Annotated in this window: 21 protein-coding genes; 12 read left to right on the top strand and 9 right to left on the bottom strand. The window is 53.8% G+C overall.

Features of this window, described 5'->3' with window-relative positions:
- The first annotated feature begins 42 nt into the window (after window positions 1-42).
- Complete coding sequence (mfd, locus tag DXY10_RS00295; RefSeq protein ID WP_115014695.1) at window positions 43-3,585, top strand: transcription-repair coupling factor; 3,543 nt, start codon at window positions 43-45, stop codon at window positions 3,583-3,585.
- Between the two features lie 168 nt (window positions 3,586-3,753).
- On the opposite strand, the gene DXY10_RS14370 is transcribed toward mfd, so the two are convergent.
- Both DXY10_RS14370 and DXY10_RS00285 read right to left on the bottom strand, forming a co-directional pair.
- Window positions 3,754-4,080, bottom strand: a complete 327-nt coding sequence (locus tag DXY10_RS14370) for a hypothetical protein (protein WP_170955637.1) — start codon at window positions 4,078-4,080, stop codon at window positions 3,754-3,756.
- A 316-nt stretch (window positions 4,081-4,396) separates the two neighbouring features.
- Window positions 4,397-5,749 carry a S41 family peptidase gene (locus tag DXY10_RS00285; protein ID WP_115014690.1) on the bottom strand — a complete coding sequence of 451 codons (1,353 nt, stop codon included), beginning with the start codon at window positions 5,747-5,749 and terminating at the stop codon, window positions 4,397-4,399.
- 47 nt (window positions 5,750-5,796) lie between these two features.
- On the opposite strand from DXY10_RS00285, the gene DXY10_RS14365 reads away from it, so the two are divergent.
- Entirely contained in the window at window positions 5,797-6,180 is a 384-nt protein-coding gene (locus tag DXY10_RS14365; protein ID WP_170955636.1) for a hypothetical protein, read from the top strand.
- On the opposite strand, the gene ispG is transcribed toward DXY10_RS14365, so the two are convergent.
- From ispG to DXY10_RS00270, 3 genes are read right to left on the bottom strand one after another with little or no spacing between them, the layout of a single operon-like run.
- Entirely contained in the window at window positions 6,138-7,334 is a 1,197-nt protein-coding gene (gene ispG, locus DXY10_RS00280) for a (E)-4-hydroxy-3-methylbut-2-enyl-diphosphate synthase (protein WP_115015291.1), read from the bottom strand. The genes DXY10_RS14365 and ispG overlap by 43 nt on opposite strands.
- Window positions 7,335-7,354: 20 nt before the next feature.
- On the bottom strand, window positions 7,355-7,981 hold the full coding sequence (locus tag DXY10_RS00275) for a uracil-DNA glycosylase (RefSeq protein ID WP_115014687.1): 627 nt from the start codon (window positions 7,979-7,981) through the stop codon (window positions 7,355-7,357).
- Window positions 7,982-7,997: 16 nt separating this feature from the next.
- Window positions 7,998-8,402: a VOC family protein gene (locus tag DXY10_RS00270; protein ID WP_115014684.1), complete on the bottom strand. Its 405-nt coding sequence runs from the start codon at window positions 8,400-8,402 to the stop codon at window positions 7,998-8,000.
- Between the two features lie 109 nt (window positions 8,403-8,511).
- Between DXY10_RS00270 and DXY10_RS00265 the strand changes: the two genes are divergently transcribed.
- The 8 genes from DXY10_RS00265 to DXY10_RS00230 all read left to right on the top strand — a co-directional run bounded on the left by DXY10_RS00265 (window position 8,512) and on the right by DXY10_RS00230 (window position 16,135).
- A complete protein-coding gene (locus tag DXY10_RS00265; protein WP_115015289.1) occupies window positions 8,512-9,693 on the top strand; it encodes a pyridoxal phosphate-dependent aminotransferase in 1,182 nt (393 codons plus the stop codon).
- Window positions 9,694-9,725: 32 nt separating this feature from the next.
- Window positions 9,726-10,625, top strand: a complete 900-nt coding sequence (locus DXY10_RS00260; protein ID WP_115014682.1) for a putative selenate ABC transporter substrate-binding protein — start codon at window positions 9,726-9,728, stop codon at window positions 10,623-10,625.
- Window positions 10,622-11,398: a phosphonate ABC transporter ATP-binding protein gene (locus DXY10_RS00255; protein ID WP_115014680.1), complete on the top strand. Its 777-nt coding sequence runs from the start codon at window positions 10,622-10,624 to the stop codon at window positions 11,396-11,398. Before DXY10_RS00260 ends, DXY10_RS00255 begins: the two co-directional genes overlap by 4 nt.
- Window positions 11,395-12,942, top strand: a complete 1,548-nt coding sequence (locus DXY10_RS00250) for a phosphonate ABC transporter (protein ID WP_115014677.1) — start codon at window positions 11,395-11,397, stop codon at window positions 12,940-12,942. Before DXY10_RS00255 ends, DXY10_RS00250 begins: the two co-directional genes overlap by 4 nt.
- Window positions 12,943-12,976: 34 nt before the next feature.
- The gene (locus DXY10_RS00245; RefSeq protein WP_115015287.1) at window positions 12,977-13,651 is read left to right on the top strand and encodes a GDSL-type esterase/lipase family protein; all 675 of its coding nucleotides are present in this window, start codon (window positions 12,977-12,979) and stop codon (window positions 13,649-13,651) included.
- A gap of 48 nt (window positions 13,652-13,699) precedes the next feature.
- The gene (locus tag DXY10_RS00240) at window positions 13,700-13,951 is read left to right on the top strand and encodes a hypothetical protein (RefSeq protein ID WP_115014675.1); all 252 of its coding nucleotides are present in this window, start codon (window positions 13,700-13,702) and stop codon (window positions 13,949-13,951) included.
- Window positions 13,952-14,023: 72 nt separating this feature from the next.
- Window positions 14,024-14,374 (top strand): sigma factor, encoded by a 351-nt coding sequence (locus tag DXY10_RS00235; protein WP_115015285.1) that lies wholly within the window; start codon window positions 14,024-14,026, stop codon window positions 14,372-14,374.
- 810 nt (window positions 14,375-15,184) lie between these two features.
- Entirely contained in the window at window positions 15,185-16,135 is a 951-nt protein-coding gene (locus DXY10_RS00230) for a carbamoyl-phosphate synthase (protein WP_244281847.1), read from the top strand.
- A gap of 2,394 nt (window positions 16,136-18,529) precedes the next feature.
- Here DXY10_RS00230 and DXY10_RS00215 read toward each other — a convergent pair.
- The 3 genes from DXY10_RS00215 to DXY10_RS00200 all read right to left on the bottom strand — a co-directional run bounded on the left by DXY10_RS00215 (window position 18,530) and on the right by DXY10_RS00200 (window position 22,467).
- Window positions 18,530-19,753: a YadA C-terminal domain-containing protein gene (locus DXY10_RS00215; protein ID WP_115014663.1), complete on the bottom strand. Its 1,224-nt coding sequence runs from the start codon at window positions 19,751-19,753 to the stop codon at window positions 18,530-18,532.
- Between the two features lie 723 nt (window positions 19,754-20,476).
- Window positions 20,477-21,082 carry a hypothetical protein gene (locus DXY10_RS00205; protein WP_115014658.1) on the bottom strand — a complete coding sequence of 202 codons (606 nt, stop codon included), beginning with the start codon at window positions 21,080-21,082 and terminating at the stop codon, window positions 20,477-20,479.
- 2 nt (window positions 21,083-21,084) lie between these two features.
- On the bottom strand, window positions 21,085-22,467 hold the full coding sequence (locus DXY10_RS00200) for a hypothetical protein (protein WP_115014655.1): 1,383 nt from the start codon (window positions 22,465-22,467) through the stop codon (window positions 21,085-21,087).
- A 149-nt stretch (window positions 22,468-22,616) separates the two neighbouring features.
- Between DXY10_RS00200 and DXY10_RS00195 the strand changes: the two genes are divergently transcribed.
- Window positions 22,617-23,024, top strand: coding sequence for a hypothetical protein (locus DXY10_RS00195; RefSeq protein WP_115014653.1), 408 nt, complete (start codon window positions 22,617-22,619; stop codon window positions 23,022-23,024).
- Here the strand turns inward: DXY10_RS00195 and DXY10_RS00190 are convergent.
- Window positions 23,009-23,761 carry a DUF92 domain-containing protein gene (locus DXY10_RS00190; protein ID WP_244281846.1) on the bottom strand — a complete coding sequence of 251 codons (753 nt, stop codon included), beginning with the start codon at window positions 23,759-23,761 and terminating at the stop codon, window positions 23,009-23,011. The two genes, DXY10_RS00195 and DXY10_RS00190, sit on opposite strands and share 16 nt — an antisense overlap.
- Window positions 23,762-23,847: 86 nt before the next feature.
- Here DXY10_RS00190 and DXY10_RS00185 point away from each other — a divergent pair, with 86 nt between their 5' ends.
- Window positions 23,848-24,270 carry a hypothetical protein gene (locus DXY10_RS00185; RefSeq protein ID WP_115014647.1) on the top strand — a complete coding sequence of 141 codons (423 nt, stop codon included), beginning with the start codon at window positions 23,848-23,850 and terminating at the stop codon, window positions 24,268-24,270.
- Window positions 24,271-25,032: the final 762 nt, after the last annotated feature.

Here is a 25,032-nt window from a genome sequence, read left to right as displayed (position 1 = left end):
ATCCAGTTGCGAAGATCAACCGTTGGCAGCTGTTAATCGTCCATGCCCCTGAACTCCCTGGTGCGCCTGCTGCAGACGACGGCGTTGACCGGAGAGCTACAGGAGCGCAGCCAGCGACCAGAACGCCTGCTACTACGGGGCGCCAATCGTGCCGCCAGAGCGTTGATTGCCAGTGCCCTGGCCAGACGCGCAGATCAATCCCTGCTGGTGGTCGTTCCCACCCTGGAAGAGGCCGGTCGATGGACGGCACTCCTAGAGCTGATGGGTTGGCCATCAGCTCAGCTCTACCCAACCAGCGAAGGGTCTCCTTACGAACCCTTCGACCCCACGACAGAAATCACTTGGGGACAACTGCAAGTGCTGAGCGAGTTGCAGGATCAGTGCGGCCGTGAGGGGATGGCGATTGTCGCCACTGAGCGTTGCCTGCAGCCCCATCTACCCCCACCGCAGGCGCTTGCCGCGCGCTGCCGCACAGTCCGCAAAGGCGACAGCATCGACCTTGAAGAGCTGGCCCTCACCCTCAGCCAACTCGGATACGAGCGGGTCTCCAGCATTGACCAGGAAGGCAGTTGGAGCCGCCGCGGCGACATCGTTGACATCTATCCGGTGAGCAGCGAACTACCGGTACGCCTGGAATTCTTCGGGGATGAGCTCGACAAACTGCGGGAATTTGACCCAGCAAGTCAGCGATCCCTCGATCCAGTGGAACAGCTGCGACTGACTCCCACCGGCTTCAGCCCACTGATCGCCGAACAACTGCGCGAAACGATGCCGGAAGGGCTCGATCAACTGCTCGACGAAGAGCAAATCAGTGCGCTCTTGGAAGGCAATACCCCAGAAGGCATGCGTCGGTTGATGGGGCTGGCCTGGTCAGAGCCGGCCTCTCTGCTGGATTACTTACCCGAGCAGTGCTGTGTGGCGATTGATGAAAGACGTCACGGCAAAGCCCATGGTCAGCAGTGGTTGGACCATGCCACCGAACACCACAGCGAACTCGCCCTGCCACTGCCGTTATTGCACCGCGGAATTGAGGAGGCGATGGGGCTGACCGATGTCTTCCCCGGATTTGATCTAGCGGAACTTCATGAAAGTGATGACCACCTCAACGCTTTTGACCTGGCCAGTCGAGCCGTCCCGGCCTACCCCAATCAATTCGGAAAACTAGGGGAACTACTGAAGGACTACCAACGCGAGCGTCAGGCGGTGTGGCTGATCTCAGCCCAGCCCAGCCGCGCCGTCGCGCTACTTGAAGAACACGACTGCGTCAGCAGGTTTGTACCCAATGCTGCGGACCATCAGGCCATTGCCCGCTTAATTGAGCAGGGCACTCCTGTTGCACTCAAAACCAAAGGAACCGCCGAACTCGAAGGGCTGCAATTGCCAGCCTGGCGAGTGGTGCTGATCACCGACCGAGAGTTTTTCGGGCAACAGAACCTCACGAGCAGCGGCTACATCCGCCGGCGACGCAAGGCAGCGAGCCGCACGGTGGATCCCAACAAGATGCAGCAGGGGGATTTCGTGGTCCATCGCAACCACGGAATCGGTCGGTTCAAGCAGCTCGAAAAATTAGCGATCAGTGGCGAAGCACGCGACTACCTGGTGGTGCAATACGCCGACGGCATCCTGCGTGTAGCGGCCGATCAACTGGGCAGCCTCGGTCGCTATCGAGCCAACAGTGACAGCCCACCCCAGCTGAGCAAGATGGGTGGTTCGGCCTGGGTGAAAGCCAAAGAACGGGCTAGCAAGGCCGTACGCAAGGTGGCCGTTGATCTGGTCAAGCTCTATGCCGAGAGGCATCAGGCAGCTGGTTTTGCCTTCCCGATTGATGGGCCGTGGCAGCTGGAGCTGGAAGATTCCTTCCCCTACGAACCGACCCCAGACCAGGTCAAGGCGACTGCCGAAGTGAAGCGCGATATGGAGAAGGCACAGCCGATGGATCGCCTCGTGTGTGGAGATGTGGGATTCGGTAAGACCGAAGTCGCGATCAGGGCAATCTTCAAGGCGATCACCGCTGGGAAGCAAGTGGCAATGCTGGCCCCCACAACCGTGTTGGCTCAGCAGCACTGGCGCACCCTTTCAGAGCGTTTTGCCCCTTATCCAATCAAGGTGGCGCTGCTCAACCGCTTCAGAACAACCAGCGAGCGCAAAGTGATCCTTGAGGGGCTCGGTTCGGGCACCATCGATGCCGTGGTGGGAACCCATCAGCTCCTGAGTAAGAGCACAGCCTTCGACAAGCTCGGCCTGCTGGTGGTGGACGAAGAACAACGCTTCGGAGTGAATCAGAAGGAGAAGATCAAAGCCCTGCGTAAGGACGTCGACGTTCTCACCCTGTCGGCAACCCCCATTCCGCGCACGCTTTATATGAGCCTCTCGGGTGTGCGTGAAATGAGCCTGATCACCACACCTCCGCCCTTACGCAGGCCGATCAAAACCCATCTAGCCGCATTGGACGATGAAGTGGTGCGCAGTGCCATCCGACAGGAACTGGATCGCGGCGGCCAGGTGTTTTATGTCGTACCGCGCGTGGAGGGCATTGAGGAGGTCGCAGAAAATCTGCGTCAGATGCTGCCGGACCTCAAGCTGCTCGTGGCCCATGGCCAGATGGCCGAGGGTGAACTTGAAAGCGCCATGGTGGCGTTCAACGGCGGCGAGGCCGATGTGATGCTCTGCACCACGATTGTGGAAAGCGGTCTGGATATTCCCCGCGTCAACACCATCCTGATCGAAGATGCTCACCGCTTCGGCCTTGCCCAGCTCTACCAGCTGAGGGGCCGTGTAGGACGCAGTGGTATTCAGGCCCATGCCTGGCTGTTCTATCCAGGCAACGCCTCCCTCAGCGATGCAGCCCGCCAGCGCTTACGAGCCATTCAGGAATTTGCCCAACTGGGCAGCGGCTACCAGCTGGCCATGCGCGATATGGAAATCCGAGGTGTGGGAAACCTTCTAGGCGTGGAACAGAGCGGCCAGATGGAGGCGATTGGCTTCGACCTTTATATGGAGATGCTGCAGGAATCCCTGGCCGACATCCAAGGGCAAGACATCCCCGCCGTTGACGACACCCAGGTGGATCTCCAGGTCACTGCCTTCATCCCTGCCGACTGGATCACGGATGCGGACGAAAAGATGGGTGCCTATCGCTCCGCAGCCGAATGTCAGAGCCAGGAAGCATTGGTCGAGATGGCCGCGGGCTGGGCCGACCGCTACGGCGCCCTACCAGGACCTGTGCAGTCATTGCTGCAACTGATGGAACTGAAGCTGCTGGCCAAGCGTTGTGGCTTTGCCCGAATCCGCCCCGAGAAACCGAACATTGCGCTGGAAACACCGATGGAGGAACCCGCCTTCAGACTGCTGCGTCAGGGCCTTCCCAAGCACCTCCATGGCCGACTGATCTATCAGGCTGGAAGTGGCAGTACCGCCAAGGTGCTGGCCCGAGGGTTGGGTGTACTGGCCATGGACAAGCAATTGGAGGAACTCAAGAGCTGGCTCGAACAGATGGCAGCACAGATCCCCGGTGCCGATGGGCTCACCACGGAGCAGCGCCAGGAGCAGCAGAATCGTTCCAACGACAAGGTTCTCAGCGTTTAAGCGCGAAGATGAGAACAATTCGCCACAGCCCGCAATTCTTCGTTACACTGTGTCGACTTGGATGGGTTCAGGAATGGGCGAAATCATTGAACCAATCACGTCATCCGGCCCCATTGGCCTGTACGGAAGCTTGATCGGCGCTGCTGCCCTTGGTCTATTCGCTCTGCTTCAGAGCGACACTGAAAATGATGATGATGATTCAACACCTGGTGGTGGGCTGATGCAACCGGTCTCCTGACCGCTCGTGACCAGATCCATCAGTCGGTAGAGCGGCAGAATCAGATTCAATTTGGCGATTTTGAGCATCAGCGAGCTCAATCCATTGCAAAAACGTCTTTTCCCCCTTGCTTGGCCAGTCGTCGTGCTGCTCTGCTCGGGATGCTCGCTGCTCGAAACGACAATCGTTTCTCTGGATCGAAGCGTTCCGGTACGCAAGCCAGTCCTGGAAAACTTGTGCGTGACGAGCGAGAAGAAGCTCTTCTCGAGCACATCCAAAAGCGGTCGCATCTGCCCTGAGCTTGGCGTCAGTGCCAAAGGCGGCACGTTCAACCTCTACGACGCAGAGGATTGGAGGATCAAAGCGCGATGGGAGGTTCGATGCACCGACTCGGGAGCCAAGCTCAGCGGCATCAATGGAGGAATGGGGGAGCAGGAATTTGCAAATCACTTCTGTGAGGCGGGCTCCCTCGAGGCAATGGGCTACGGCGAATCAGCGAGGTCTACCAAGAGTTCAAATTCAACGAGGATTAAATGAGACACCTCGAGGAGTGGGCCGCGGCGATGGGGATCACGGTTGAAGATCAAGATCCATTCAGCGTTTCGTAGTCAATGCCGATGTGAGATTGCTGAGCCCAGGTCGGAACGTTTGCGTTGCATTCGCTGACTTGAGAGCTTTCATCAGGGTCGTTTCCGCAATCCGGTACTGACTGTCTTTGTTGGTCCCGAGGTCCTCGATAGTCAGAGACTTCACCTCCTCCTGCGTCATTTCCACGGTCACATCGGGCCGAATCCCGTTCTTGTGGATATCGGTGCCGTTCGGAGTGAGGTATTTAGCAATGGTGACGGTGAGTCCTGAGCCATCGGCAAGACCTCGAACCGACTGAACGAGGCCCTTTCCGAATGTTTTCTGACCGACAAGCTGGGCTCGGTGATTGTCTTGAAGGGCACCAGAGAGAATCTCACTGGCACTAGCAGAGCCTTCATTCACGAGCACGACCACCGGGCGCTGAGTCAGCGCTGAACCCGTTGCCCTGCGCACATCCTGGATGCCATTGCGCGTTTTGGTGCTAACAATCGTTCCCTCATCAAGCCACTGCCGCGCAATATCCACACTCGCTTCCAGCAGGCCACCGGGATTGCTGCGCAGGTCAAGGACATAGCCGCTTGCCCCTTCGGCTTCGAGCTGACGGATCGCCGCTCGCATCTCCTTTGCAGCATTGGCATTGAACTGCTTCAAACGGATATATCCAACCTTCTCGCCACCAGGAGAGGTGTTGAGTTGGCTATCGACCGCATGAATTTCGATTCGAGCCCTCACCATTGGCAAGGCGATCACCTCACCCTTCCGGCGCAGACCGAGAGTGACTTCTGTTCCTTCTTTGCCTCGGATTAATTTAACGGCATCCTCTGTGGTCATTCCCTTTGTGGAGCGACCATCAATTGAAACAATCACATCCTTGGGCTGTACGCCTGCCCGGGAAGCTGGAGTGCCCTCAATCGGGGACACAACAACAATTTCTTTTGTGTCCTTATCGAGTGAAATCTGAATACCCACCCCCATCAGCTCACCTGAGGTTTCAATCTGCATTTCCTTGAACTCTTTCGGATCAAGAAAACGGGTATATGGGTCATCCAGGCTTGCGAGCATGCCACGGATTGCCTCATACGATTCAGAAGTGCCGGTGTAAGGCTTTGCGAGAAGATCTCGCCTCAGTTTTTTCCATTTCTGAGGATCGTATTCACCGGTGGAATCGAGATAATCGCGATAAACAATCTGCCAGACCTGATCAATGACCTCCTTGGGACTATCCGTGATCGAGGAAGAGCCACTGGTTGGCAAACCCAACCCCGGGGCAGACAGGGCCACCGCAGCTGACAAGCCTCCGGCACCAAGCAAGACCAACCAGGAAGAATGGCTCGAACGGTTGGGCTTTAACTCGGACATGACAACTGCTCAGGCCTGATTCTTCAGCCTAACGGTTGTCAACCCGCATGAACACTACAAACTACTCGATCAGTTATGACCAAATTCGATCGGTGTTCTGCTGCAGTAGGTCGGGGCGACAGATCCAAAAAAACGAGCGGGAAGGCACGTATGAATATGCAGACACGAAATCGATCGCGTCCATCGCCACCTCGCATCAACAGCCCATGAGCAATGACAGGCCTGGTGAAATCCTCTTCCTCTTACTTCTAGTGCTTGCACTGCTCACCAATCGTTTCAACATGCGGCTGCCCATTGCTGCGGTTCTCGATCAGCGTTTAGGGCCACCACCGCATTACTGCTGGACTTTGCAGGCCTTACCTCATGGTTTACACAAAGCCGAACGAGCTCAAGCAGGTTCCACCCAGCGTCCGTCGTCCTTGATCAATTGAATCAAGGCCGACACCCCTTCCTGCTCAGGCACCTTTCGGATTTCCTCTCGCCCCCTATAGAGAGAGATCACTCCGGGGGTCTTACCAACGTAACCGTAGTCAGCATCTGCCATTTCGCCGGGCCCATTCACAATGCAACCCATTACGGCGATGTCGAGACCAGTGAGGTGAGAGGTGGCGTCGCGCACCTGATTCAGCACCTCCTCAAGATTAAACAAAGTGCGACCGCAACTCGGGCAGGCCACGTATTCGACCATCGTCTTGCGCAGACCTAGGGCCTGCAGGATCGAGAAGCAGACAGGAATCTCCTTCTCAGGCGCTTCAGTCAGCGACACCCTGATGGTGTCACCCAAACCTTCAGCAAGAAGTGTTGCGATACCAGCCGTGCTTTTCACACGTCCGTAGTCGCCATCTCCAGCCTCAGTCACGCCGAGGTGGAGCGGGTAGTTGAACCCTTCGGCATCCAAGGTGTCCGCCATCAATCGGTAGGCGGCAAGCATCACCGGGGCACGTGAGGCCTTCATCGAGATCAAGATGTTGTGGAAATCAAGTTCGTCGCAAATGCGCACGAACTCCATCGCCGACTCCACCATTCCCTGGGGTGTGTCGCCATGGGTGAAAAGCATCCTCTCGGCGAGGGAGCCATGGTTCACCCCGATGCGGAGCGCCTTGTTTTGAGACTTGAGAACTTCTACAAGCGGCCTGAAGTCATCTTTGATGCGCTGGCCAATGGCATCAAATTCCTCTTGAGAAAAATCCTGACGGGAGGGGTCCGGTTTGTCGAAGACAAACAGTCCTGGATTGATTCGCACTTTGTCGACATGCTTCGCCACCTCGAGCGCGATGCGAATTCCGTTGTGGTGAACGTCAGCCACCAAAGGAACAGTGCAGCCCTGGGAACGAAGCGCCGCCCGAATGTCCCCCATGGCCTTGGCATGGGCCATAGAAGGCGTTGTGACGCGCACAATCTCACAACCGGCATCAGCAAGACGACGGATTCCGGCCACGGCGGCTTCGATATCAAGCGTGTCCTCGTTGATCATCGACTGCACCACCACTGGGTGTTCACTGCCGACGGGGACATCACCCACCATCACCGAGCGGGTCACCCGCCGATGAATCTGAGTGTCGTAACGACGGGACTGCGCGTTGATGGCGGTCACGGTGGTGGCGGTCACGGTGATGGCGGACTAGGGAACAGCGCGCCGGATGCCGGATAACACTGGCATAACCGCAGCCGCACCTGACGCAAATCTTCGAGCGTCATGGCCATGGGCTTGCCTGGTTCTCGAGAAGGGTTGCGCAACAGATAGGCGGGATGAAAGACCGGCATCCATAGGCGGCCAGCCTGCTCAATCCAAACACCGCGCAGACTGCGCATGGCTTGTTTGCGCTTCAGCATCGCCGCCACAGCAGTCGCACCCACAAGGACCACAACAAGGGGATCGACATGCGCTAACTGCTCTTCAATCCAAGGGCGACAGGCGCGCAATTCAGCCGAGGACGGTTTGCGGTTGTCGGGTGGACGGCACTTCACAACGTTGCAGATGAAGAGATCAGAGTCAGGGTCAAAGCCAACGGAACGGAGCAACTGATCGAGCAACTGCCCGGAGCGTCCGACAAATGGAAGGCCCTGAATGTCTTCGCTGGCTCCAGGCGCTTCACCGATCACCATCACCTTGGCCCTTGGGTCGCCGCGACTGATCACGACATGCTGACGCTCAGCGGAGAGGCCGCAACGACTGCACTGCCGGCAACGCTCGAGCCAGGACTGTTTGAAAGAACCAGGAGGGGAAGGCATTACGGCCATCGGAGCATCAGAGCAGCAACGGAGTCACCAACAGAAGGAAGTCATTCTCATCGGGGTCCTTCATCCAGCACTCAGCCCCAAAAGGTTCCATCCGGGCGGCCTCGTGGAGCGATGCACCCTGGTCCAAAGCGTCTCTGCACCAACAATCCAAGCGCTGCATTGGTGCCGTTTCTGTCGCCATGGTGAAGCAGGGCGACCAGGCCCGACCCTGAGCTTGCTGGGGTCGTTGGCTGGACGGTCGATAAAACTGCAGGCGTTCCCCTTCAGCAGTGGTCACAAGCCAGTGAGCTGAGGAGGTTCCTGGCTGGGGAGTCAGGCCGAGAAGCCGTGCATAAAAGAGGGCGATCCGCTCAGGTTGGCTCGAGGCAAGAACCCAGCTGAGTTGTACGCCAGCGGATCCTGGGTCGGACATTCGGCGCTGTATCTACACCCACAAATGTTGACGCAGATACGGTTGTCCACGACACCAGATCAGGCAGGATGGTGTCTTAATGCGCACCCGGTGGAGGGGTGCCGCGCTGATGCCCCGCCCGACCGTGCTCTCAAATCGGGCCGAAGCCCTCAAGCCATCCCTCACCCTCGCCATCAGTGCCCGCGCCAAGGCACTGCAACAGGATGGTCGTGACATCTGCAGCATGTCGGCAGGGGAGCCTGACTTCAACACTCCCGATTTCATCGTTGAGGCAGCGATTAAGGCCCTTCGCGATGGAGTCACCCGCTACGGGCCTGCGGCAGGCGACCCTGAGCTCCGCGAGGCCATTGCCGACAAACTCACTCAGCACAACAACATTCCCTCCACTGCCACCAACGTGCTGGTCACCAACGGTGGGAAGCAAGCGATCTTCAACCTGTTCCAGGTGCTACTCAACCCTGGTGATCAGGTTCTGATCCCTGCCCCTTACTGGCTCAGCTATCCAGAAATGGCCCGACTGGCCGGAGCCGAACCCGTGGTAATTCCCTCCTCGGCCGAAGAGGGCTTCAGCCTTGATCTGGACGCACTGGAAGCAGCGATCACCCCGAACACGCGCCTACTGGTGATCAACAGCCCCGGCAACCCAACCGGTCGGGTGATTGAACGCAGCGAAATGTTGGCAGTTGCCGAGATCGTGAGACGTCATCCCCAGTTGCTGGTGATGAGTGACGAGATCTACGAGTATCTCCTCGAAGAGGGTGAAACCCACCACAGCTTTGCTGCACTGGCACCCGATCTTGCAGAACGCACGATGGTGGTGAACGGATTCGCGAAAGGCTGGGCAATGACTGGCTGGCGACTTGGCTATCTAGTCGCACCACCCGAGGTGATCAAAGCGGCAGCAGCGCTTCAGAGCCAGAGCACCAGCAATGTGTGCAGCTTCGCCCAGAGAGGTGCTCTAGCCGCCTTGCGTGGCTCTCAGGATTGCGTCAAAAGCATGGCAGCCAGCTTCAATAGCCGTCGTCGGTTGTTGACACAGGGACTCAAGGCCCTGGATGGACTCACCTTGGTCCCTCCCCGTGGAGCCTTCTATGCATTCCCGAAACTGCCGGATCATGTCAGCAGCTCACTGGCATTTTGTGAGGCTGCCTTGGAAAGGGAAGGCCTAGCTCTTGTCCCTGGCGCCGCCTTTGGTGATGACCGCTGTGTCCGCCTCTCCTGTGCCGTCTCGCATGAGACGATCGAAGACGGTCTCAGTCGGCTCGAGCCCCTGCTCGCCAGCCAGCTCTGAACCGAATCATCTTCAGACCATTCCATTCCTTGATGCCAGCACGAGAACACCGGGCCGTCGTCTGCCTTGCACTGCTCTGCTGTCTTTCAACGACGGCCCTTCCAAGTTGGGCAGCTGAAACCCTGCGGATCGGTGCCATTCCCGATCAGAACCCCGAGAAACTGAACAGGCTCTACGGACTTCTGGCCCAAGAGCTCAGCCAGAAGCTTCAGGTGCCCGTTCGCTACGTGCCTGTTAGCAATTACCCAGCGGCGGTCAGTGCCTTTCGCACCGGAGGCCTCGACGTCGTTTGGTTTGGCGGACTGACCGGGGTGCAGGCACGTCTCCAGACCCCCGGGGCCACGGTGCTTGCCCAGAGGGACATCGATGCCAAATTCCGCAGCGTCTTCATCGCCAATACCCAGTCTGGTCTGCAATCGATCAGCAGCCTGGAAGGACTGCAGACCCTCAAGGGGAAACGGTTCACGTTCGGATCGGAAAGCTCCACGTCCGGGAGATTGATGCCTCAGCACTTCCTCCAGCAGGGCGGTGTCACTCCCAATCAATTCGCTGGGGGACGGCCTGGCTTCAGCGGCAGCCATGACGCAACGATCGCTCTTGTGCATAGCGGCTCCTACGAAGCCGGTGCCTTAAACGAACAGGTTTGGACCAGTGCGCTGAAATCCGGAGCAGCCGATCCGAACAAAGTGACGGTGATCTGGCGTACGCCTACGTATGTGGATTACCACTGGGTTGCTCGTCCAGGCCTGGACAAACGATTCGGTGGCGGATTCACAACAAAGCTGCAAAAAGCCATTCTTGGGATCAAACCAACAACCGCCAACGGCAAAACAATCCTGAGCCTGTTTGCCGCTGAAGAGTTCATCCCTGCATCGGCCTCACAGTATGCGCCGATCGAAACCGTCGGGAGGCAACTGGGCAAGATCCGTTGACCGTGATGCTTGAGCTGCGCGATGTCTGTCTCACTAGCCGCGACAGCCCTCGCCTCAATCACGTCTCCCTGACCTTCAGGGCAGGGGAGACCATTGCCCTGATCGGACCCAGTGGTGCCGGCAAGAGCACTCTGCTCTCCATCGCCAATGGAAGTCTCAAACCGAGCAGCGGCACTGTGCTCTGGCAGGGCACACCAGTGCATCAACTTCCACGTCGCCAGCGTCGACGCATCGGCACCCTCTGGCAGGACCTCCACCTGGTGGAGGAATTGTCGGTGGCCCAAAACATCAATTGCGGTGCGCTTGGGCGTCGTTCCCTGTTTTGGGCCCTGGCCAATCTGCTGGTGCCTTTGGAACGAGATGCCTGCATGACCTGCCTGAAGCAGGCAGGTCTGCAGCAAGACTTGATTGATCGCTCCGTAACAACCCTCTCAGGAGGGCAACGCCAACGCGTTGCGCTGGCACGCCTCTTTCGGCAACGACCGGATCTTGTGCTGGCGGATGAGCCGCTCTCCAATCTCGACCCAGCACTGGTGCAGGACTTGCTCAACACCCTGTTGCGGCAAACACCGACATCTGCAGGGGACATCTTGGCGAGCACAACGGTGGTCTGCCTGCACCGTCCAGATCTGATCGATCGTTTTGGCCGGGTGATTGCCCTACGCGATGGACAGGTCGTGATGGATGCGCCTTCCGCATCGATCAAGACCAAGGATCTAGACCTGCTCTACCGCGCCTCATCAGAAGGACGCCGGGCTGCTCCCAAGCCATGAAGCGACCCGTCCTCAGCGCTCCTCTGCTCTGCCTGCTACCGGCTCTCGCTCTCGTTCCCGTGTTGATCGTGGTGGGGCAGGGACTGCATGGCGGCGGGTTCGAAACCTGGTGGCGATTCCTGCAAGGAGCCGTGCAGCCGAGCAAGGACCCTCTCTTGCTGAAATCGCTGTGGGATGGATTGCAGGTCACCCTGGCCACAGCCTTGGTTAGCTGGGGGCTTAGCACCCTGATCGGCCTGCTGCTGGGGGTCTTCAGCAGTGATGTGCTCTGGGAGAGTGCCAAGATCCCCACCTGGCCTGCTGCCGCCATACGCAGCCTGCTAGCACTGCCCAGAGCGATCCACGAACTGCTTTGGGGTCTGCTGCTGTTGCAAGTCTTGGGGTTGCATCCCTGGGTTGCAGTTGCGGCGATCACCATTCCCTATTCGGCTCTGGTCGCCCGGGTGTTTCGAGACCAAATCGACAGCATCGACCGGCGAAGGCTGACCGCGGTGCTGCAGAGCGGAGCTTCAGCTCCCGCAGCACTTGTTTCCAGCATCGGCCCACCGCTTCAGCCGATCTTGCTGAGCTATGGCGGCTATCGACTGGAATGCGCCCTTCGCAGCGCCACCTTGCTGGGTGTGTTCGGTCTGGGCGGGATCGGCACAGAGCTGCAACTCACCCTCCAGTCCCTTCGGTTCGCTGAATTCTGGTCGGGCCTCTGGCTGTTAATCCTCCTCAGCGTGCTGTTGGAACAAGGTCTGACGTTCTGGAGGCATCGACAACAAACAAACCCCAGCCAATGGAACGGTGTCAGCGTTCTGACCATGACCGTGCTGGCTGTTCTGGGTGGTGGCCACTGGCTCCAGCAACTCCTGCCCACCAGCGGCACAACCCTGCAACTGATGCTGCCACCGCTCCCTGATATCAGCGCCTTACAGCTCGCTGCCACAGAGCTGCCATGGCTGCGGATGATCGAGCAAACCTTGCGACTCACGCTTTTGGCAGCAGGGATTGCCATTGCCCTTCCGCCCCTCTGCCTGCTGATCTTCCCCGGAAGGATCGCGAAACAGGTCTTCCTCGGTCTCTGGACGCTTCAAAGAGTCCTTCCGCCACCGCTCACGCTCTTGATGCTTCTATTGGCCAATCTGCCCTCCCTGGCGTTGGCAGCCCTGGCCCTCGGCCTTCAGAACGCCGGGGTGATGGGACGCCTGCTGGTGGAGGGACTGGACCAGCAAAACCGTGGAACGATGAAGGCCATCGAAGTCACGGCAGCAGGGCCAAGACAGGCATGGCTGCTTGGTTGCCTCAGCCCACAGAGCCGTTCCTACCTGGCGTACGGGGCCTATCGCACGGACGTGATTCTGCGAGAAACGCTCGTCGTCGGTCTGGTAGGCGGCACCGGACTGGGCTGGATGCTGATCGAATCCCTCAGTTCCTTTCACTGGGCGGCGGTACTGCTCATCATCATCTGTTTCGCACTGCTCACCCTGGCGGGAGAACACATCAGTGATGGACTCCGACAGCGCTGGTTACGAACCCCAGGCGAGACCGCGTCCACCTGAGCCTGCAAAGCTGTGAGAGAACATGCCCTCAGCGATGCGAGCACCACGCCAACTCACGGTGATCGGCGACAGCGGCGTCTACGGATGGGGAGACCGAGTGGGCGGTGGTTGGTGTGAGCGACTGCGCCTGAGCTGGATGCAAACACCGGATATGCCGTTGATTTATCCACTCGGCGTGCGCGGTGATGGCCTGGAAAACGTGGCAAAACGATGGGAACAAGAATGGGAGGGTCGCGGAGAGCTCCGTCGTCAGACACCGGCTGGCTTGCTTCTGGCCGTTGGCCTCAACGACAGCGCCAGGGTCGGTCGTGCCGATGGGCGACGCCAACTCTCGGTTGAGGCCTATCGCTTTGGGGTCGAACAACTGATTCGGGCGATGGCACCGCGAACGCAGGTGATGGTGCTGGGGCTCACGGCCGTGGATGAAGCTGCGATGCCATTCGCGCAGTGCCTCTGGTACGACAATGCCTCCGTTGCGGTCTACGAGGCACAGCTGGAAGAGGCCTGCCTAGAAGCGGATGTGCCATTCCTGCCTTTGCATCAGGCGATGCAACAGGAAACGGGTTGGCTGGGATGGATCGAGCCGGACGGGATTCATCTCAATGCCGATGGGCACCACTGGATCCACCAACGGGTGATGCATTGGCCAGCTCTACTCAGCTGGGCAGGATTAGAAGCTCAAACCCAGACGACGCCGCTCTGGAGCTAATTGGGCACAATCAGTTTCCCTAAAGTTGCCTGCTAAAGGGACCAGCCTGTGCCCAACCCCACTGCCGCGATCATTGCAAAGGCCAGCACAGACCAGTTGAAGGAATTTCTGCTCGGCTTTACCGAAGAGGCCGCCATCCTCGCGGTGAGGGAACTCATGCAGCGGGGGGAAAGTGCTGAGTCTGTGATCCGAACATTGGAAGCGGAAATTCAGCCAAGTCTCGACAACGGCATGCCCATGCGTTCATGCCTAGAGCTGATTGCCGTGCTGAAGCAGGAATTCATACCCCCTCTGGGTTGAACAGAATCACTCCTGAGGGTGATGGAACCGCCCTTGAAAACACGGAGCGTGAATGCAGTGGTTCCACCATTCATGGTTCGTAGACGCAAGGTCCAAGACTCAGATCAAGCAACAGTCGAGCAACAACGGATCCGCCAAGAAAACCGAAGGCAGCTCGATCCCAGCGTCCGACGACGCAATGAACGGGTTCTGCGCAATCTCGGTCTGGCACACCTGGCTGCAAGCCGTCAGCTGGCCCGCGGCACAGGCGAACATGATGATCTTCTCCAGGAAGCCCAACTGGGTCTCATCAAAGCTTCAGAACGATTTGACCCATCGCGCGGGCACCGCATCAGCAGCTATGTGATGGCTCTGGCGAATGGCCAGATCATGCACTTTCGTCGGGATCGAGAGCGCACATTGCACATTCCTTGGCCGTCCTAGAAGTCTAGTCATGACAGTGCTTTGTAGCGATTTTACTAGCGAGTATGCAGTTGGTATGGAGACACAAGCTTGAATACCAACGAGACATACCAACAGTCAGTACCTGGACAGCTACCACTGAGATCAGCAACAGGGATGCCTTCTAGGAGCGAGCTCCCTCAACCCTTATGTCGACTCATCGTTACCAACGACACAAGCCGAGGATTGGACCACAAGACCACCAGCTGAGCGCAACAGACGTGGCCATCACAGCGGAGATTGCTGTTATCCGAACCCAAAGAGGGACCATTAGCTGCAACTAAGCGATGTTTAACGAAGGCTACGATTAAAAAACTAGAGAACACTCGGATTGATTTGCACATACCAACAACACACCTAATCGATACCAACGCCAGGCCAAAAAGCTTGGTACAACCGGGAGCCTGCACTTACTATTGAAGTGGATATAGAGAAATTGAGATGGAGGATCTATTCAAGACATTACGGACTGTGTGCGCCTCCCGGATCAAAGCCTCGGATACAACAGCAAGTAGGGACCCTATCGGGTAAATCATAGGTCCTCATATATACGTATAGGACTTCAGAGATTTATTTTATTTTTTTGGGGATAATCCGACTCCCAACCGTATGTGCCTGAACTGCCGCATCTGAACCGGTCAAGACATAGAGACTTCGTGAGGATGTTAATTACCACAATTGATGTGACTTGGTTGCACGCTTATACAAAGACCAGACAATGAGTGGAATTTCGCATCTATCCCAGTGCGGCCTCCTGGAAGACTGTATCTATCGCTGATTGGTATTGCTGCAATGGCAGTTGCAAATACTCCTCTGCTGCCTACCGCTGCTCAAGAGGACGGCAGTGCGGACGACCTTGGGGTGATGAGCATCAGCCTCAAAGACTTCGTCAAGCCACGGGTTGGCTTCCAAGGTGCCTTGCAGGGTGCTGGAACACCGAATCAAGCAGGTATCGGCGGCTTCCTTCCGATCTCTGTTGGCGAGAACAGCGTCTTCTTTGCTGACGTGCTGGCGAACGTCAACTTCGCTGACCGTGAGGGCGATAGCAGCATCATCAATACCGATGTGGCTGGTACCACCATCTCCACCTCATCACGTCTGGGTTATCGCTGGCTGAATGGTGACCGCAGCTGGATGTACGGGCTGAATGCTGGTTATGACAGCCGCCCGATGAATACAGGCGGAACCGACACCTGGGTCGATGTCAGCGGCACAGAGAAGAGTGCCTTCTTCCAGCAGGTGGCTGTCAATGCAGAAGCTGTTTCCAATGCCTGGAACCTCAATGCCTATGCCTTGATTCCTATTGGAGATACCGAGCAGAAACTGAACTGGTATTACCAAGGTGGTGCACTGGATACCTATGGGCTTGATGTTGGCTATTTCATCACGCCTGAGCTGAATTCCTCTGTTGGCTACTACTACCAACATGGCGACCTTGGATCCGCTGATGGTTCTGGTGTGCGTGGACGCTTGGCTTATGAAATGACAAGTGGCGTCACAGCAGGAGTAAATCTCTCCTACGACGAAGCATTCGATACAAGAGTTTCAGCTGATATTAAAGTTCGCTTTGGCGGCGCTAGTACAACAGCACAGCGCAAAGATGTTCAACAACTGCCTGTGATCAATGCATTAACATCAACGCCAAGCAACCGGGATGTGAGGGTGCACGACCATAGATTTGACACTAAGGGTGCACGACATACGCTACGTGCTGGACGAAAGGGGCAGTTTTTGGGATTTTAGGACGGACACTTTCCAGACTCTGTGTACTCGTCATCCCAAGTCCAAGCCATCCATCCCATTCGCCTCGCTTCTTGCATTCGATAGTCTCTACTAGTCCGTAGACGTTGCATAGGACCATATACGTAGGGATTGGCTTTAAGTCCAAACTGTTGCCACCACCCATCGACATAGAAGTGTGGTTGACACGATGAACAAGATCGCTCAAGTGCCTTAGAGACAGTCTTGGTATCGATACTCGCCTTGACTTGTGTTTCCTTACCGCAGTTATCACAAGTGATGATTGTGGTAATTCTGTTGTCTACTTTAATTTGCTTAGCTGTTTTCATTATTATTTGAAGGGTGTAGTTTTAACCACATCACTAAGGACGTGGAAAACTCACCGAATGTGAACTGTCGGAATCGAACCAACACAAAGATCACCAGATGATCACTGTTCCTATCCACTAGGACACCGCCGCTCAAAGAGAGCTAGCTTTTTTAATGACATGATGAGTAGTTAAAACTTGATCCACCCTTCAAGTTCTACCAATGGGTTCATCAATTCCATTGGCAATACAACCAACAGGAATTGCACCTGTATTGAATCACTAAGAGGTTGCTCTATCGAAAAAATTGTAGCTATAATAGGCGTAAAGCCATAAGATCAATGACAAAAGATCAGACGAAAAAAGACTCTGAAAACAAGGATGAAAAACTTGTTGAGCTATCCGATAGTGAGGCAAATGAAATCACAGGAGGATTTAAGTTTCATCACCACAAAGAGAATCCCACTCAAGTCCCAATGAGCGAGGGAGGCTAAGAAGTTGCTTTAATAATTGGACTACAATAACTTCAAAGCAGAAGAAGAACGTGGTCTATCACCCAAATAAAGAACGTGACATTGAATATAGCCAATACAAACGTTATACCTAGAGACACTGATTTGTTTGAATATTTTTTAGTAAACAAAACCACCAATGAGATCAGAAGAGCAAGAAACAGCAATGTGAATTGCAACACGCCATAAATCAAACCAGTGAACAAGCTCTCGAAACGTACCAACTCCATATGTAACGGAGAATGAGTGACTAGAAGCCAATACATACACATTAAAAGGCTGTAAATCCCCGATACAGCAAGGAAGGCAAGTGGGATTAGCTGCACAGTAAATACTTGTCTACTTGTAGTGTAGCCAAGAAGTAAACAAAGACACTATGAAGTAAACAATTCATCTACCTAATGATTCGAAGTTGTTATTCATTTAATGAACGAAGGCAATCAATAGATGATAATCGACTATAGCAATTAGACTGAAAGCAATGAGGCAAGTCAAAGATCATTTTCACGAGCAGCCTCCCTCATAGAGCTACAAACAAATATTTATGTCTAGCAATATATTTAATCAGACGAGCACTGGTTTCAGTGTTGTTTTGATTAGATGGATTAGAGACTCGTGCCATGTAAGCAATGAGATCATCACCTTGTTCTGTACTATGTAAGTAAGTAAGTTTATGCATGTAGTTGGTGGAGGTAATCAAAGGATGATAAGTGACTACAGTAATTACATTAATGGTAATACAGTAAGTCCAAAATCATCAGGAGTTAGTTCATTTATGTCGGGTTGGTTTTGGTGGTCTTTACGGAATGTCCATTCCCGGGGACATTAGTAAAAGGGGAAGATTTGTGTCTTCCCCTAGTCCAAGGAATCGAGTCCACCCTCTCTCCTCCCTGTATAAGGTGCCTGTTAGCGCTAAACCCAGGTGGGGACTGAGTTTCTAGAGTTTGACCTAGCAGCTTGTCTTTGGTCTTTATTCATGCCTAAAACGAGGTGATTTGCGGAGCCTTGAGGGTCTTCTGGAGAGCATCCAACATCGACATACAGAAGAGTCTTCTGGCAAATCACCGAGCTTATTGGTATTCATCAAGCTACCTCCGTGAGAATTGGCCACGGCAGACGAATCCCGGAAACCTCTCAAGCCTTCAATGCGAAGATCCCAAAGGATTGAGATTGCATGGATTTGTTCTTGACTTGAGGACAGTCCAGGATACTGTTGAATTAACAAAAGTGATCTAAACCATGAAAGCATTACTCCAAACATTGCGCTTGCTTCTTAATATCGCCGCCAAGATCGGTTACATAGCATTAATGGCAGCTAAGAACTTCGTTCTAGTTACTATTGGGTTGATTAAATCCGTCGAGACCTCTAGAGACAAGCAGCCAGCACAGTAGATAGCTACATCCACTTCATAATTGATTCCACAATATGATTCTTAGTCTCGGGTGGATTCGCTGACGGTTTTAGCTTTGATTTATTGGTTTGGTATAGATGTGAGAAATTCTCTCGATATTGTTCCGACTTTTACAAAACCTCAGCATCAAGCTCTCCTCGGTATTTTATATCTACAATAGAATGACTACCTAGAAGCCAAGTCTCTATCTGTATGTGATGAAGAAGCAATTGCTTCAAGACGTTCAAGGCGAGCCATCAAATCGTTATTGATGGATTTGATAGAGGCATTCTCTTCCAGGATCGTCTGGTTGGCTTCCAAAATTGTTTGATTAGCCTTCTCTAGGTCAGTAACACGTGCTTGAAGATCACCCTTTGACGAGGACTTAACCTCACCTAACTTGAACACAAAACCTGCTCTGCCAGCAACATTGGAAAGAGAGCCATTCCCATAGTCAGCAGCACCACCAAAGACATAAGAACCACCAGCATTAAAAGAAAGTCGTTCAGTTGCCTTCACAGCACAACCAACACTCATTGCATAACGACTGCTATATCCACCAGTTCCAACACCACAAGATAATGGTGAGTCTTCTGCAACCGTTGGAAGTGCTGTCATTGCAGTGGAGAGTGCTGTTGCACCAGCGACACCAAAGCCAAGATCATTCACATTGTCTTCGATCGCGTTGATGGCACGGCGGTTCGAGCGGATTTCTGCTGCATTTGTCTTGATGTCTTGTTGATTGGTTTCGATTTGACTCTGAACGCTAACCCCATTGATTTGTAGGTCAGTTCCTTCAGTGATGTTGATTGGGATTGGATTACCTTCTGCATCTTGTGCATATAGTTTTTGGATGCCATCTTCTTCGTGGGTGATGAGTGAGTTTTCGCCAATGTGAATCACGTCATTTTTGTTAGATATCAAGTTTGTACCCTTTGAACTAACACCTTCACCATCCAATGTGATTGTACGTTGGCCAATGCCAACATCAACTGTGCCATCCAAATTGCTTCGAATGCCAGGAATTGGCAGAAACGTTATAGCGGACCCACCCTTGTAAAATTGATCTACTTTACTGTTTCTCCCCTTCCTAACCCATTTTGAGGATTCTCTATTGAATTCAAAAATCCTGCCGTCCTCTCTTGTAACGCTTAGATTTCCATTCTGCTCATTGAAAAACGAATAACCTTTATACAGACTGTTTGATTTTCCGAACTTTTTCCTAGAGAATAATTTCTTTTTTCCAGTATTCTCATTGAAATCATAAAAAACCCAAGATTGATCTTCTCCATCGCCATCGTTAATCCAATACAAGATATCAGTCCACTCCTGAGCAGAGCCAGGCGTAGAGATTATCGACAAGGCTGTGCACGAAGCCAGTCCAAGGAATAAGCGCTTGGCAAAATTCATCTAAGTTGTTTATTTACTAGAGCTTAAATGCTGGCAACCATGATATCAGTTTTGATGTATTACTTAATGGCTTTTGCCTGACTTTGAACACAATGGCTAATGGACTTGACTTGTAGAACTTGGAAATTCCTAGAAGTTTTTGTATCCTTTGCTTGTCTGGATCTAGTGGCTTGACATTAGGGGTATCTAACAGGAACTATTCAGTCGTTTAGTCGCCAATTCTTGAAGCTGATGATCTCCAGATCAAGCAGGCTACATCCACTTCATGAATGCTTCGATAGTGTGATTTCTGTTCTCTTGTGGTTTCGCTGGTGGTTTAAGTTTCGACTTATTGCTTTGGTATAGATGTGGAAAGTTCTTTTGGTGTTGTTCTAACCCGTAAGCAACGACAGCATCCATATCTTCCTTAGTCGCATTCTCTCCTAGTGCTGCACGCTTGATTTGATAGTCACGATCAGTTGTATCCATCTTTAGTGATTGTGAATGTGGTTTATGTGTAGGTTGCCGCGGCCTCTGAGGAGTCGGTGTATGACTCTGTGAGGGCGGTGGGGGAAGGATTGGGTTGGGTGTGGCTACCTCGCCTTCCCTAATTGGTGCTCTGGTGTCTTCTAGTTGCTGCTAGTAAAGGCTTCAAAATATGCCGCTATCTGTCAATGTTGATCTTGGCATGCCTTTGACTAGACTCTTGATAACTGAATAAAGGATGCATCACAATGCTATCTTTTACTTACCGAGATCCTTGCGTTTTTTCATAACACTTCCCTCGCCATTATAAGATGAGAAGCAGTGGATGTTAGTGCCTTCAACTAGATAAGACTTTTCATCAGCATCCTCATAAAATTTTCTAAGATAGTCTCGACCAGCGTGGCGTTCATCGTCTAGTGATGGAAACAGAAACACGGGATGTCCTTCTGCTCCTGACGCCTGAAGAGCGGCATGAAAGATTGCATGACCCAATCGTTTACCTCTGAACTCTTGCAAGACTTCAAACCATTCAACGAGATAGTTACCTGAAGCTTGATTGTTGAAGACTTCTTCATCCCATAATGGACTATACATATCACACACTTTGGCAATGGCCTCACCCACTTCGAGATTGTCGGAACTTAACTCGTCCAACACATCAATTACATCGTCGTCCCAAACTCCTGGAATCTTCCACAGCTTCATCAGACCTACCTTTTCTTTTGGTTCAGCATCATCATCAGCAAGGAAGACTTCAGTATCAATCTCGAGATGTCGCGCTCTACTCCAGTCAGGTAATTGCCTATTTCTCATCGTTGAGATGGCTATGAAATCATTAATTTCTGGGGTCTCTCTAGTCATCATTTTCAGAAAAGCTGCTCTGATGTCTTTTTATTTGTTCTGCTGCTACCAAACTTTGGCGCAGTAATTTCCATACCCCTCCTTCTCAAGTCAAGACGTTCATAACTACGCTGCGTCTCTTGAATATTATGGCCTGCCATCCTTGCGACCTCAATCACTGGGGTTCCCTTAAGCAAATGGTTCTCAATGAAGGAAGACCTCAATGAATACAAGGTAAAAGGGTGTGGGCTGTACCTATGGCCGTTCAATTTATCCTTCAATGAAGCACGGATCTCTCTCCAAGTTCCACTGAATGAAGTGCGGTGATAAGGCCTCCACCCTTCAGGACTACCTGACCTAGGGAATGGATTACCAAATACAGGCGTATCCTTTGTAGGCAAAGGTAGTTTATGAGAGATGCAATAGTCAGCAACGAAATCTTTCCACCGTCTCAGCTCCCTTGCCTGATTACACGGTATCTCTCTTGGTGCCTTAGTCTTTGACCTAATGGTTGATACATAAGCTACCTCCCATACCTGACGATCTCCCTTGCTATCTATCCTTCCTTCATCAACCAATTCTATTTGTTTCCATTTCATCCTTACGACCTCTTCAGGCGACATACCAGTATTGATTGAGAACAACAGGTAATGCCAGAACAGATTGCGCCAATACCAATAACGCTGGTTGAAATTATCCTTTACCTTATGCCTCCACTCATCCCTGACATAATCAACTATCATCTTCCAATCTTCAGCCGGTATCGCAGGATTCTTTAACCTATCGCTCTCAGTCACCTTTTGCTTTGGCAAGAAGCTCTTATCAAACAATAGGATTGGATTAATCAGTCCTCTCTTCACAAGGTATGATCGACACCAATACTTGATTAGCTTTACCTCCTGCTGTCTTTGCAATGGTGTGGTCTCAGCACGATAAACCAAGTAATCATCAAAGGTCGTGAGATCAATGGAATCAGTGCAATAAATACCTTTACCGTTGAGATAAGGCAATACGTAATTAGTGAACAGGTTGGAGCGGTTTCTCACTGTCTCAAACTCAATCAAGCCTGCTTCCGCCCTATCTAGTTGAACGGCAAGGAAATTTCCAATCGCTGTGTCTATAGCTTCACGCTTCACCTTGTCTTTGTTCTTTGTCCGAGCTCGCCTACTGCTGCTACCCGCCTGAAGGTTGGGTTGCTCAATCTCGTTCTTGACCTCAAACGCTACGTCCAAAACACCTGACATTGCTTCATCAAGAGTTTTTGCGCCAGGTATCTGCCGTTGGATGTATCGCTTCTCACTCTTTATCCACTGACGGAAGAACCATTTACCACTGCTGGTGCCAGACCCATATTGAACAAGCGAGCCAGCGCCGTTCAGCACATCGTGCTTTTGAGTGACCTTTGGCATAGCTGGTATCTCATTGGTATGACGATACAATGGTGTCCTAAATCCGTTGTTGTAACAGGGACTAGACACTTCCTTGGCGGCTGCTGAACCTGCATGCAAAGGGGATGAAACTCCAGCAATAACGGCTTCAACAAGGCTTGCCTCCTTTTTTGAGCAGACAGCTCGCGGACGCTCTTGATGTCTCAGTGGACCGCTGGCTGCAGGCGCTCGAGGCCCATCAGCATCGCCATCTGGTCAGCCTTCACCAACCGGGAACCAGCACCGCAGCATCCACAGGTGCAGCAGCTACGGCGTTCATTGAACAACTCGCGGACTCGCGCACAGACACCAAGACCGATCACCAACTGGAATGGTTGCATCAAGCGATGCGCCAATTGCCTGACCATGCCCGTCAGCTACTCATTCGCCATTACGTCCTTGGAGAGACCGTTCGCCAGATTGGGAGCCAGAAGGGCCTAAGTCACCTCGAGGTAACAACGGTGCTCAGGCAATCCCTGCAACTGTTGCAAGAGATGGCGGCAGGCAGACACGGGGTGTGGGTTCAGCCAATGCACTGAAGCAGGTTCGCGGCAGCGATCGCCAGCATCGCCGCGATCGCTGTCTGCAGCCCATTCACAAGTTCATTACTGAGCCAGGAGATGCGCTCCTGCACCAAAGCCCCAACAACGCTTTCAATCAGGGTGGCCACCAAGCCAACACTGGCGACGAGTAAGGCTTCAGGCCCAGCAGGCACCAACTGCAACGCCACGGTCACCAACGTCATCAGTGCACTGCCGGCAGCACTCGCAAGGGTTCCTTCAAGGCTCACGGCCCCTTCAGTGCCAGCAGGGACGCGTCGGAGCGTCGTAATCAGAACGGTGGTGCGTCCCCAGCGCTTGCCAATTTCACTGCCAAAGGTGTCAGCCAACTTGGCGGCAAAACTGGCAGCGAATCCCACCAGCAGGAGGCCAACCGGCTCGAGTCCCGCACCGATCAACAGAGCAATTAGGGCACCAACCGCAGCTGATCCCCACACATTGGCCGGGCTGCGACGTCCTCCACGGGCCTCCGCCAGTCCCTTTTCCTGCTTGCGTTTAAGGCCAACTCTGGTGACAAGGGAGCCCAACACCAGGTACATCACCACGGCCAGCCAGCCACGCCAACCAAGGCAACCCCAGAGAATCGTGCCAAGAATCCCTGCATGCACCCAGCCAGCTCTGGTCAGCAAAGGCAATCGTTGAGCGAGGGCGATCAACACGCCGTTGAGGGCGAAAGCGATCCCCCAGATGGTGAGATCCTGAGTCGGAAATGCCATCAGCCTGTGTTGCACTGCCCTAAGCATCAACCGTGAAGGGGCTGAAGCAACGGATAATCAGCCAAGGTCACTGTCGAGATCACGACATGGTGTTCAAAAAGAAAGGCTTTTTCCTCGAACTCGAGGATGGTGCCAAGACCTCGAGCACTGCTTCAGTGACCGTTGCGCCTGTCAGGGAAGCTGAACCTGTTAAGGAGTCTGCCGCGGCCAAAGCGAGCAATCCGAAGCAGAAAGCAGGGTCAGCGAAGCCTGCTTCCAGCCCCGCTGACAAGACCAAAACAGCCAGCGATCCCTCCCTCACAACCGCCGAGGCGATTGCCGCTGAACTCGCAGCGGCCGAAGCTGAGCGTCCCGTGGCGACCCTGAGCACCTTTGCGCCCGAAGCCCTTCAACCGGGGAATGCCCTGCGGCAACAACGTCGTCGTCCTGGGGCCAGCCTTAAGGGCTTCCGTTCGATGGCCAACGATCTGTTCAAAGGCCCGAACACAGGTCGTGAGAACAGTCTCTAACGCTGCTTCCGTGCAGCAAGGCCATGCTCAACCTCTGAGCCCATACCAGCCAAGCGGGTCTCCAATCTGTTTGTGAGACCGGTTCAACAGCATCCAAAAGACAAGACACAGACAGGCAAACAGCGGGGCTGCACCGACCCGACTTAAGTGCGCTGCGCCCATCGACCCCAAGCTGATCGTCCGTCGGGCCTCGTTCACCAGGTTTTCACCAGACATCCTCCTGCACTTGCACAGAAAGGATCACGGGCTTTCACCAAAGCCCAGTCGATGTTGATGGCATCGACAAAGACGACCAATGCAAGTTCAAGTCACCATCAAATCGCTGCTCGCCTTCACAGCGGGGGTCGCAGGAGGTTCTGTGCTGATGCTGGGTTCAGCCTTAGCGATGCATACGATCCTCCTGAACAGCTCCAGCCCGGCCCAAGCCTGCTTAGCCACGATTCCGCAAGACGCTGGCGCCGATCAGCACTCGATCCGCCCATCAGGTTTCTGCGGAAAGGTCATCCTCTGAGCCAGCTCAACCAAGCCTGTCCAGAACCAGAGCTCAGCCATAACGCCAGAAGATCTCATCCTTGTTTGAACCCTGGCCCCCATCCAGACCTCTGCGCACTATGAGATCAGTGACTTGCGTCGGAATGAAAATGCGGACGTTGTACCTACCAGTTGGGTTGGCTTTTGCACTGCTCACCGCTGTCTCTGCCTACGGACAGGAACCAGCGACAAAACGCTTCGAGCATCAGAACATCCCGATTAGCGAGATCT

The organism is Synechococcus sp. UW140 (genome assembly GCF_900474295.1).
In the GTDB taxonomy this organism is placed as follows: Bacteria; Cyanobacteriota; Cyanobacteriia; order PCC-6307; family Cyanobiaceae; genus Synechococcus_C.
Note: the sequence above shows the minus strand (reverse complement) of the source record. Positions and strands in the feature narration are given on the sequence as shown.